This is a genomic window from Alicyclobacillus sp. TC, assembly GCF_016804365.1.
GTDB classification, from domain to species: Bacteria; Bacillota; Bacilli; order Alicyclobacillales; family Alicyclobacillaceae; genus Alicyclobacillus_I; species Alicyclobacillus_I tolerans.
Map to the genome: position 1 here is coordinate 1,824,769 of NZ_CP044434.1, position 11,672 is coordinate 1,836,440.

At 48.0% G+C, this 11,672-nt stretch carries 11 protein-coding genes; all 11 read right to left on the bottom strand.

Features of this window, described 5'->3' with window-relative positions; translation table 11 throughout:
• Positions 1–19: 19 nt before the first annotated feature.
• A complete protein-coding gene (gene pknB, locus FY534_RS09065; protein WP_072873807.1) occupies positions 20–2,011 on the bottom strand; it encodes a Stk1 family PASTA domain-containing Ser/Thr kinase in 1,992 nt (663 codons plus the stop codon).
• Positions 2,008–2,769 (bottom strand): Stp1/IreP family PP2C-type Ser/Thr phosphatase, encoded by a 762-nt coding sequence (locus FY534_RS09070; RefSeq protein WP_072873806.1) that lies wholly within the window; start codon positions 2,767–2,769, stop codon positions 2,008–2,010. The genes pknB and FY534_RS09070 overlap by 4 nt, the downstream gene beginning before the upstream one ends.
• Positions 2,770–2,849: 80 nt before the next feature.
• Positions 2,850–3,896, bottom strand: a complete 1,047-nt coding sequence (rlmN, locus tag FY534_RS09075; protein WP_072873805.1) for a dual-specificity RNA methyltransferase RlmN — start codon at positions 3,894–3,896, stop codon at positions 2,850–2,852.
• Between the two features lie 88 nt (positions 3,897–3,984).
• Complete coding sequence (rsmB, locus tag FY534_RS09080) at positions 3,985–5,364, bottom strand: 16S rRNA (cytosine(967)-C(5))-methyltransferase RsmB (RefSeq protein ID WP_203114361.1); 1,380 nt, start codon at positions 5,362–5,364, stop codon at positions 3,985–3,987.
• Entirely contained in the window at positions 5,343–6,299 is a 957-nt protein-coding gene (fmt, locus tag FY534_RS09085) for a methionyl-tRNA formyltransferase (RefSeq protein ID WP_072873804.1), read from the bottom strand. The genes rsmB and fmt overlap by 22 nt, the downstream gene beginning before the upstream one ends.
• On the bottom strand, positions 6,296–6,787 hold the full coding sequence (gene def, locus FY534_RS09090; RefSeq protein ID WP_072873803.1) for a peptide deformylase: 492 nt from the start codon (positions 6,785–6,787) through the stop codon (positions 6,296–6,298). Before def ends, fmt begins: the two co-directional genes overlap by 4 nt.
• Positions 6,788–6,814: 27 nt before the next feature.
• Positions 6,815–9,112, bottom strand: coding sequence for a replication restart helicase PriA (gene priA / locus FY534_RS09095; RefSeq protein ID WP_203114362.1), 2,298 nt, complete (start codon positions 9,110–9,112; stop codon positions 6,815–6,817).
• Between the two features lie 3 nt (positions 9,113–9,115).
• A complete protein-coding gene (gene coaBC, locus FY534_RS09100; protein ID WP_203114363.1) occupies positions 9,116–10,321 on the bottom strand; it encodes a bifunctional phosphopantothenoylcysteine decarboxylase/phosphopantothenate--cysteine ligase CoaBC in 1,206 nt (401 codons plus the stop codon).
• Between the two features lie 117 nt (positions 10,322–10,438).
• Positions 10,439–10,639, bottom strand: coding sequence for a DNA-directed RNA polymerase subunit omega (rpoZ, locus tag FY534_RS09105; protein WP_072873801.1), 201 nt, complete (start codon positions 10,637–10,639; stop codon positions 10,439–10,441).
• A 19-nt stretch (positions 10,640–10,658) separates the two neighbouring features.
• Positions 10,659–11,270: a guanylate kinase gene (gene gmk, locus FY534_RS09110; RefSeq protein ID WP_072873800.1), complete on the bottom strand. Its 612-nt coding sequence runs from the start codon at positions 11,268–11,270 to the stop codon at positions 10,659–10,661.
• The gene (remA, locus tag FY534_RS09115; protein WP_072873799.1) at positions 11,267–11,533 is read right to left on the bottom strand and encodes an extracellular matrix/biofilm regulator RemA; all 267 of its coding nucleotides are present in this window, start codon (positions 11,531–11,533) and stop codon (positions 11,267–11,269) included. Before remA ends, gmk begins: the two co-directional genes overlap by 4 nt.
• Between the last annotated feature and the right edge of the window lie 139 nt (positions 11,534–11,672).

The following is an 11,672-nucleotide window of genomic DNA, read 5'->3' on the forward strand; positions in this document are numbered from 1 at the left end:
GATTGGAGCGTTTTCTGTTCTATCCCTGCACCTGAACGGTCTTGACCAGATTGCCATTCAAATAAACCTGTACCAGCCCATTTTCTCCGGGTTGCAAATAAAGCGTTTCTGTCCAACTTGTTGTTTGCGAAATCTCTTGATTAACGACTATTTGCCCGCTGCCTTCAGCATCTGTCAAAGCAATTTGCACATGTACAGGCCCCTGCCCAGAATTAACAGGAACAGTGATTTTCACCTGATGCGGGGTCGTATTCGGCGGCGGCGTATTCGATGTTGAATTCCCACCTGTACTGTTGTTACTCGACGAACCATTGCTTGAAGTGTTTGGATTGTCAGAAATGTACAGATTAATCGTTGAATTAGGTTGTACATTAGCACCCGCCGCAGGTGAAGTTTGTACGACCGTAGAACTCGGCTTTGTAGAATTGACAGGTGTAACTGTACCTACCTGTAATCCTACTGCTTCCAATGCTTTGACGGCATCAGCGTAGCTCATTCCTACCACATTTGGCACAGAAACACTGGATTGCCCTTGTGAGACATAAAGTGTAACAGTACTGTTTGTAGCCACAGTTGTCCCAGCGGGTGGATTCGTAGAAATCACTTCGCCTGAAGGAGTGTTGGAATTTGTCTCATTTTTGATGACAATATGGCTGCGCGTAAATCCCGCATCTACCAAAGTCTGTTCCGCCATATCTGCAATTACGCCAGTTAAATCAGGCATCTTGACTGTTGGTGCACCACTACTCACATAGATAGTAATGATTCTTGTTTGTTTGACTTCCGTCGGACCTTCAGGATTTTGATCGTAAACAACCCCTTTGGGTTTGTCGCTCGTTCCTCTGTCTTCCACTATCTGATTGGGTTGAAAACCGGCTGATTCCAATTTTTGAAGAGCGACTGATTCTTGATCACCCACCACATTGGGAAGATTTAAGTTGGGTACTTCCAGTACGCGAGTCAAAATGGTTAATGCAGCCCAGATACCAAGCCCGATGACCAAAAGCACTAAAATGGAATAGAGAATTTTTTGCCACCAGGGTCTTTTGGGCTTATTTTTATTTTTCTTTTTCTTCTTTTTGTTTTTATCCTGATCGTTACCAGTTATAGCACTATCCTCACGCACAACTGGCACGGCAATCGTTTCATCAGAAGCCTCCTTGGGCAGACTGAGTTTCTGCACATTTGGATGAACAAGCGCATCATCCAAGTCTTCCAACATGGCCGTCATGTCGGGATAGCGCCATTCAGGTGATTTCGCTAAACAACGTAGAACAATATTTTCGACACTTTGCGGAATGTTTCGGTTTAATTGTCGAGGTTCAACAAAGTCAGAACGCAGATGCTTAAGCGCCACACTGACCGGTGAATCACCAGAAAAAGGTAACTCTCCGGTCAACATCTCATACATCACTACACCTAAACTGTAAATATCACTTTTCACATCAGCATTGCCGCCGCGAGCCTGTTCTGGAGAAAAATAGTGGACGGAACCGAGTACTGAAGTGGCTTGTCGATCGTTAATGGTTGTTCCCGTAACAGCTCTAGCAATCCCAAAATCAGTAACCTTTACCAGACCAGATTTGGTTAATAGAATGTTATGTGGTTTAATGTCGCGATGAATAATTCGATGTTCATGAGCATGGGCCAGAGCTTCACAAATTTGCGCAGTAATGTCGACTACTTTCTCTACTGGCAATGGTGCTTCTGTCTTAATGAGATCCTTCAGCGTAGGACCATCCACATACTCCATGACAATAAAATACTCTTCGTCTGACATGCCAACATCATATAGATTTACAATATTAGGGTGAGATAATTTGGCCGCCGCCTGCGCTTCTTGCCGAAAACGCTGAACGAACTCTTCGTCACCAGCAAATTGGGGACGGAGCATTTTTACAGCGACTGTTCTTCCCAGCAGTTCATCTACTGCTTTATAGACGACTGCCATACCGCCGCCGCCAATCGTTTCCTGCAAACGATAACGTCCGCCCAAAATGCGCTCCGTCACGGTCTCTCACCCCCTTTACGATTCACTGCCAAAACTAACGTAATATTGTCCGAACCGCCTCTCGAGAGCGCAGTTTGAATTAATTGTGTGGCTATATCGTCAAGATCTTTACTGTCAAGCAATTTTGAAGCTTCTTCCATAGCTTGAAGAAGTTCATTCTCCTCCACAAGATTAAAAAGTCCATCTGTACAGAGCAAAAGAGTATCTCCTGTTGCCCAGGAAAGCGTTCTTACATCTGGATAATGGTGTTCTTCTGCACCCAGCGAACGTGTGACTAAATGCCGCTGTGGATGGTGCTTTGCCTCATCTTCAGTTAATTGGCCTCGCCTTACCAATTCTGCAACCAGAGAATGATCAGCTGTGATTTGCTCTAAAATACCTGCGTGGTAAAGATAAGCTCGACTATCCCCAACATGGGCAATATGAAGGGATTGAGGATGAAGAAGAGCGCAAACAATCGTGGTTCCCATGCCAAAATAAGCTGGATTATTTTTCCCAGTCAAATAAATGTGTTGATTGGCCACATGAACCGCTTCACGCAACAATTCTTCAGCATCCATATCCTCTGTCTGATGTTCCAGCAAATACTCACTCACTTTTTCAATGGCAATTTGCGAGGCTATTTCTCCCGCAGACGGCCCACCCATACCATCTGCTACCACACACGCTTGCCTGGGAAAAAGCTGAGGCAGAACCACATAATTGTCCTGATTCATTGGCCTGACAAGACCAATATGGGATTTGGCCGCAAAGAGCAATTTGCCACCTCCAGCAGAAGATTCAATAGAATAAAACCTTTCAATTCTCTCACAGTCTATCCAGAAAGAATGTATGCAAGTCAAGCCTTACGAAGATGCTCTGCCCGCAGTTGACCGCAAGCAGCAGAAATGTCATGGCCCATTTCACGTCGCACCGTTGCATGGACGCCAAGCGACTCCAGTTGTCGTAGAAACGCTTGTACACCCTGCACAGAAGTACGCTCCAAATTTCGCTCTGGCACATAGTTGACAGGAATCAGATTGACATGACAGGGCAAATCTTGTAAGAGTTTCGCCAATTCCCGCGCATGCTCCAAGCTATCATTCTGTCCGCCAACCAGCGCATACTCAAACGTGATTCTGCGTCCAGTCTTGCTGTAGTAATAGTGACAAGCTTCCATAAGTTTTGCAATAGGATAGGCCTTATTGACCGGCATCATGGCAGAACGCAATTGATCATTTGGAGCATGCAGGGATACGGCCAATGTAATGGGACGTCCATCATCTGCAAGACGTACAATACCTGGCACAAGACCTACGGTCGAGATGGTGATGTGCCGCAATCCAATATTCAGACCACGAGGGCTGTGAATAATATCAATAAATTTCATAGCCTCATCAAAGTTATCCATCGGTTCACCAGAACCCATCAAAACGACGGAAGAGACACGTTGCCCCCGCTCATCGAGCAATCGTTGACTGTACATCAATTGCTCAACCATTTCGCCTGCCGACATTTGCCGTATCATTCCACCCAGTGTTGAGGCACAGAACGTACATCCCATCTTGCACCCTACTTGCGTTGAAACGCAGACACTGTTGCCATATTCATGACGCATCAGTACAGTTTCAACGCTCACTCCATCAGGCCAACCGAGCAGAAACTTGGTGGTGCCATCAAAACGCGAAACTTGCCGGGTAATCTCGGTAGAATTTTGCACAAACGCAAACTCGGCTAATTTTGCGCGCAATATCTTAGATAGATTGGTCATCTGTTGGATATCAGTGACGCGTTTTTGATATAACCATTCAAATACTTGACGACCGCGATAAGCAGGTTCCTGAAAAGTTTCTGCAAACCAGCTTGAGAGTTCTTGTTCGCGCATGTTGTATAGATGAACTGCCATTTCAGAAATTCCTCTCTTCTGATTTCATCATTAAATTTGACTTCCATAGCTTCCTATACTTACTTGACATATCGATTGGCAAGACCATCTAAACTTGTTTCTCCAGTCGAACCATATAAAATCCATCCGTCGCATACCATTCAGGCGACAGTAAGTATCCTAGTTGAGTCAAATGCCGCCCTGCTAAAAGACGCTCCAACCGAGGAACCGCCACAACCTGAAATTCCTTGTGTTCCAATAAAAACCGTTCAACTAGCAGTTCGTTTTCCTCCGCCCAGAGCGTACAAGTAGAATAGACAATCCTACCTCCAGGACGAACGAAACGCGCCGCATTCCATAGCAATTCCTGTTGTAAAACCTTCAAACTTTCAATATCTGCAGGACTTCTGCGCCAGCGAATATCGGGACGATGACGCAATACGCCAAAACCGCTGCAAGGCGCGTCCAACAACACAGCATCATAGACTTCCTGCAAAGGCGGTTGATTACTGGCCTTGCGTGCATCCAACAAGCGCGGATGGATGATATCAATTCCTAATCTTGAAGCCGCTTCTTTGATCGATCGAACTTTGTGCAAATGCACATCCAGAGCATCAATCCGTCCTTGATTGCCCATGCGTTCTGCCATATGTGTAGTTTTGCCACCAGGAGCGGCACACATATCCAAAACACGCTCACCTGCCTGTGGATCCACAGCCTCCACCACAAGCATGGCTCCTTCATCTTGAAGAGTCATCCAACCGTCACCATAAACATCGAGTGAGCGGACATCTTGCGATAAACGTAAATGCACAGCTTCTTCACAAAGTGGCGAAGACTCTGCCGCACCCTCACCCAGTTGATGATGGAGACGCTGCAACAATTCTTCACGGTTGGTTCGCAACAAATTGACGCGCACACTGAGCGGAACAGGATGATTTTGCGCCTCCAGCATTCGGGTAGCAGCTTCAGCACCATATCGCTGACTGAGACCTGCGTATATCCATGTGGGCAATGACAAGGATAGAGCTTGGCGTTCTATCGGATCGGTCACATTCTGTAAAAGCCTGTCCAACTGCTGACGAGGTGAGCCGCGTCTCATCAGATTACGTAAAACACCATTGACAAAACCACTAGCGCGTGGAGCCGAAATTTTGCACATTTCAACCGCCGCGTGGATGGCAGCATAATCAGGTATACGATCCAGGTGAAGCAATTGGTATGCTGTCATGCGCAGAATCCATCGCACGTTGCTATCCAGACTTTGCAGCGAGCGTTGCAAACAGGTTTGCAGCCAAGCGTCAAGAAGACGCATTTGTTGCAAGGTACCGTAAACCAATTCTGTGCACAAACCTCGATCGCGCGCGTCGAGGGGGGAATTCGCCAATTGCTCGGCCAGCAGAATATTGGCATAGGCGTTTCCACTCTCCACGCGCGTGAGCACCGCCAGCGCAACTGAACGAGCTGTTATGGATGGCCGTCTTTGCACGAAAAAATCACCTGCCGTCCGTTTAACCCACGCATCCAGGCATCCGCAGGCATTCGCCTGCGCCCTGAAGGTTGCACTTCGATAAGTTCAATCCATCTACCATCACCGCAAGCTACAGAAACCAAATTCCCATTCATCACCACTTCGCCAGGAACCGCCTTCGCAGGTATCACAGTTTCCAGCAAACGCGCATTCCATAGTTTCATAGGCTCACTTTCCACCATCACTGACGCACCAGGCCAAGGTGTCAAAGCGCGAATTTGGCAATCCACCTGACATGCAGGCTGACAAAAATCAATCCATTCGTCCTCACGCAAGATACGTTCTGCATACGTCACACCTTCTGCAGGTTGCGGTTGTAGCTTACAACAGCCTGCCAAATAATTCGGCAAATACTGTATAAGTAATTGAGCACCCATTTCAGCAAGGCGTTGATGCAAAGTTTCCACATTGTCATTCGCGGCAATTTCAGTTTGAGCCGCAGCCAGAATAGGGCCGGCATCCAACTCGCGTACCATTTGAATAAGCGTTACGCCCGTGACCGTATCCCCTGCCATGATGGCCCTTTGAATAGGCGCTGCGCCGCGCCATCTAGGAAGCAAAGAAGCGTGGATGTTTAACCCACCCTGTTTAGCCATTTCGAGAAACCATTCTGGCAAAATCTTCCCATAAGCAGCTGTCACCATAACATCTGGAGAAAATGAGGCAACATACTCTCTCACCTCGGGGGTCTTGAGACGTTCTGGCTGCAACACAGGCAAGCCGAGACGAAGAGCCTCCTGTTTGACAGAAGGAGGCGTCAACAAACGTTTGCGGCCAGTTGGACGATCCGGTTGTGTGATAACCCGAAGTTGGTATCCTCTTTCAGCTAACGCCCTCAAAGCAGGCACAGCAAAATCTGGTGTACCGAGATACAATACGCGGTAATCACTCATTGCTGCGCCTCCGAAGCATAGGATTCATCTCTACGAATCTGTTCAGAAGTTAAATAATCAGTAAAGAGAATACCATCGAGATGGTCTATCTCATGTTGAATGCAACGAGCGAGCAAATCTTTGGCTTCTATTTCAAAAGTCTCTCCCTGTCTATTCAAAGCACGTACGCGCACATACGCCGCGCGTGTTACCTCACCGCTGATGCCAGGCAATGAGAGACACCCTTCTACAGAACGCTGAGTCCCGGATTTCTCTATAATTTCCGGATTAACCATTTCAATCAAGCCTGATTCCTTACCGATATCCATAACTACAATTCGCTTTGCAATTCCAATCTGATTAGCAGCCAAACCTATTCCTTCGGCATGATACATAGTTTCTGCCATATCACTTAACAACTTGCGAATAGCCTCATTGACGACTGGCACCGGTTTAGCGACTTGTCTCAAAACAGGGTCGTTGCCCGTACGGATGACACGCAACGCCATAAACATCCTCTCCTCTTCCCGAACTCCTTAACCTATACGACCTGCGGAGACATCTAATATACAGACGCCTTGTATTTTCCGCATTCGTTCATAGACAGTGTCAAACGCCTGGATGATCCAATCTCGCACATTGTTCCACTCAGGATACTTTACCACAACCTGATAACGATACCTATCTTCTACACGCAAAAGTCCAGCAGGCGAAGCTGGTAAAACAACAACCCCATCAGGAGCAGGATGACGCATCAATTCGCGAAAAAAGCGCTCGGCAGCACCTTTGGCATAACGTTCCTCTTGATGACTAGCGAGAAAAGCTGCTATCTCGCAAAAAGGCGGGTATCGATACTGTAATCGTTGATAACGCTCATATTGATAAAACGCGTTGTAGTCATGGCGCGCCGCAGCTACTATCGTATGGTGCTCTGGACGATAGGTTTGAATCAGCACGCTGCCCGGTTTTTCTGCGCGTCCAGCGCGCCCTGCTACCTGAGTCAGCAACTGAAAAGTTCTCTCCTCTGATCGATAGTCCGGTACCATCAGAAGTGAGTCAGCATTTAAAACACCCACCAGCGTAACATTGGGGAAATCAAGTCCCTTGGCAATCATTTGCGTGCCAATCAGAAGGTCCGCTTCTTGATGCATAAACTTATCCAACAGATCTTTATGCGCTCCTTTGCGCCGTGTGCTATCGACATCCATGCGCAATATGCGGGCAGTGGGAAACAGCTCTTTTAACGTATCCTCGACTTGTTGCGTTCCCAGCCCATACGGACGCATAGCAGCTTCAGCGCAAGCCGGACAACGCTCTGGTGCGGGCGTCGAATATCCGCAATAGTGACATGTCAAACGAAATCCACCTGTTTGTCCCTGCCGATGTAAGGTCAGATGAATACTACAACGCGGACACTCTACACCTTCGCCACAATGCCGACAAAGCAAGAAAGACGCATAACCACGTCGATTCAGAAAAAGAATCGTCTGTTCACGCCGTGCGAGCGTCTCCGTTAGAGCTTCCTGTAAGGCCCGGCTGAGAATACTCGTATGTCCATTGCGCAATTCTTCCCGCATATCGATGATTTGAGCAGTTGGTAATGGCCTTCCATTCGCTCGTTGGGGAAGACTGAGCATTCGTGCTTTGCCGGTTTCCGCCAAATTCATAGCATACAGAGAAGGTGTGGCACTTCCTAACAGGACGATAGCCTGACACAAACGAGCGCGCTCCAGTGCAACTTGGCGTGTATCATAGCGTGGAGATTCTTCTTGCTTATAAGTAGGTTCATGCTCCTCGTCAATAACAACCAAACGCAAGTTGGCGACCGGAGCAAAGATGGCCGATCTCGCTCCAACAGCAATGCATGCCTCGCCGCGGCGCAACCTCATCCACTCGTCTCGGCGTTCGCCATCGGATAAACCAGAATGCAAAAGTGCTACCTTAGAACCAAATCGGCTTACAAATTTTTCTACCATCTGCGGTGTCAAGGCAATTTCTGGAACGAGCACAATCGCACCACCGCCAGCTTTCACAATCTGTTCGATGAATCGCAAATAAACTTCCGTTTTGCCACTCCCAGTGACTCCGTGCAACACAAAAGTTTTTGATTCCTTGACAGCAAGTGCTTGACTCAGTTGAGCGAGCGTCCGTTGCTGAGCGGATGTCAGTTCTGGCAAAGACTTGGTGGACGTTTCTGAACTCAGTGCCAATTCTTCATAGAAAGCTTGCAAACGAGGTTTCTCACGCCATTGCATTTGTGCCAAACCTCGCTCAAGCAGTTGCTGAACACTCGAATGACTAGGGGTGATGGCCCATTTGGCAAGCGCAATTTCTTCATCCACCATTAAATCCGCAAGAATTTTCTTCAGCCAGTGCGCATTTGCCCGTGCACTGGAGAGTGCTTGTTGCAGTTCAGACAGACTAGCACTGCGCACCAGGACAGGGTATGCTTTGGCACCACTATCCTTACCTTTCTGACGGGGCATTCCTCGCAACAAAGAGGGCAGCATCGTCTCAATCGACTGCAGACGAGTCGCTGCGTAACGGTATGAAATAAATTCTGCCAGCGCCAGCAGGTCTGGTGTCAAAAGCGGCAGACTATCCAGCATCTCAAGCAATGGCTTCAACTCGACAGTCGATACGCCAGGGGGTCTGACATCGACAGGCGTCAAAGACTGAACATATCCTACCAGTTTGCGATTGGCAAAAGGCACTAAAACTCGACTGCCAAGCAGACGATGGATTTCCCAGTCATCTGGCACCGCGTAGGAAAAAGTCTTGTCCACTACGCGCGCCGCTACATTGACTACCACATTGGCTATCCAGCGGCGCACAGTTTAGCCCTCCTTGCGAGCATGCCAAAGCGCTGCTACTCTGTCGAGAATGATCTGGGCGATCTCGTTTTTGCTCGCTTTAGGCAAAGTTTCTACCTGTCCGTGCGCGTGATATAAGGTGACTTCATTTGTATCGCTTTGAAATCCAACACCGGGCAGCAAAATATTATTGTGAACAAGCATGTCCAATCGCTTTTGCTCCAATTTGCGCCGCGCTTCCTCAGGATTCCCTTCTGTTTCTGCTGCAAATCCGATCAAAATTTGATTCGTTTTTTGCTGACCCATAGTGGCAAGAACATCCGGATTGGAAATAAATTTAATTTTTGGAATCCCGTTTTGCTTCTTCCATTTGTTCGACAATCGTTCAGCAGGTCGAAAATCACTTGGCGCGGCTGCCGCAATCAACACATCGGTGTCTGAAAAACGGTGGGAAACCGCCTCCAGCAAATCGTTTGTACTCTCTATCCGTATCAGTTCAGTACCTTCTACCGGTGGTAGTGATACCGGTCCAGACACCAATGTCACCTCTGCACCACGTTCTACAGCCGCGCGCGCCAGCGCATAACCCATTTTGCCAGACGAAGGATTGGTTATGACGCGCACCGGATCGATAGCTTCAACAGTCGGACCAGCAGTAACCAGGATACGGCATCCCTGCAAATCTTTTTCTCGAGAAAGTACAGCGCGAATTACGCTGACAATATCTTCAGGTTCGGGAAGTCGTCCACGCCCCGTATATCCACAGGCTAGCGGTCCTTCTGCAGGATCAACCACCAACACACCACGCGACCGAAGAATTTCCAAATTATCAATAACCGCTGGATGATTCATCATGTGTACATTCATGGCCGGCACCACCATCAATGGACAGGTTACGGCAAGTGCTGTCGTAGTCACCATATCATCTGCCAGTCCGTGAGCTAATTTCGCTATGACATTCGCCGTAGCGGGAGCAATCACGTACAATTTGGCGTGATCGGCCAGATGAATATGTGCGATGCTGTCCGGACTCGGCTCATCAAACGTACTGACAATCACCGGACGTTTGGTCAAAGCTTGAAAAGTCAAGGGCGTGACAAATTCAAGCGCATGTTCAGTCATCAGAACTTGAACCGCATACTTTTCCTTGACCAAAAGACTCGCCAGCGAAGCCGCTTTAAAAGCGGCTATGCCACCTGAAACACCTAATAAAATATGCTTATCTTCCATAAAATTCATTTCACCTCCAATGCACTATACGCACGAGAAAGAGGGCAGGCCAACCCACTAGCGGGTTGCACTGCCCCCATGGCAGAGTCAAAGCTCCTTTTTGGCGCTCGTCGCAACTCAGGAAGTCTGTGCCCGCTCATAGCGAATGACACCGTCAGCAATTTCCCAAAGGGCGCGGCTTACATTCATGGTAGTGGATGATCCCGGCACATTCATATTGGCATCCTGTAACTTGCGTGCACGCTTGGCTGTAGCTACAACCAGCGCGTATTTGCTGTCCACTTTGGTTAACAATTTGTCAATAGAAGGGTAAAGCATTTACCATTCCACCTCCGAATTACCATTCGTTCAACAGGTAGAGATTGCGTTTCACACGACAATGTTCCGCTTCCATAATGGAAAGAATGCGAGATACAGCGCGATCCACCTGATCATTCACAATGACGTAATTATACTCGCGCATCATCTGCAATTCTTCTCTGGCCGCACCAAAGCGCAGACGAAATGAATCATCTGTTTCCGTGCCCCGTCCAAGAATACGCGACTGCAGCTCGGCTGCAGACGGCGGAATCAAAAATAAAAACACGCCATCCGGAAAGCGTCGTTTGACCTGCAGCGCACCCTGAATGTCGATCTCCAAGAATACATCATACCCCGCAGCTAACTGTTCTGCAACAAATGTCTTTGGAGTACCGTAATAATTCTCATAAACCTTAGCCCATTCCAACAACTCGTCAGCCTCAATCATGGCTTTGAACTGTTCGACTGAACGAAAAAAATAATTCACACCCTCCCGTTCTCCCTCGCGCGGAGCGCGAGTGGTCACGGAGACAGACAGTTTCATCTCTCGTTCTCTTTGCAATAACGCCTTGCAGACCGTCCCTTTGCCTGCTCCAGAAGGGCCGCTTAACACAAACAACAAACCGGGCCTTTGCACCTGACTGCTCATTCTTCATCCTCAATCATATGTTCTTTGCTCGCCATGCGATGGGCAACTGTTTCCGGTTGCACAGCCGACAGAATTACGTGTCCGCTATCGACAATAATAACAGCGCGCGTTCTTCGGCCGTACGTTGCGTCAATCAGCATACCGCGATCGCGCGCTTCCTGAATAATGCGTTTAATAGGCGCGGATTCGGGAGCAACAATGGCGATGATTCGGTTGGCTGAAACGATATTGCCAAATCCGATATTGATGAGTTTAATACTCATCACGGCTCCCCCTTGCGTACTTACGCCAAATTCCAAGCCTGCCACCAAACGAAAATCATGGAATCTGACGCAACGCTCAGTCTCATACCGACAAATCAAAAGTGCTTCCATTCTACCCTAGGGAGAATCATTGGACAAG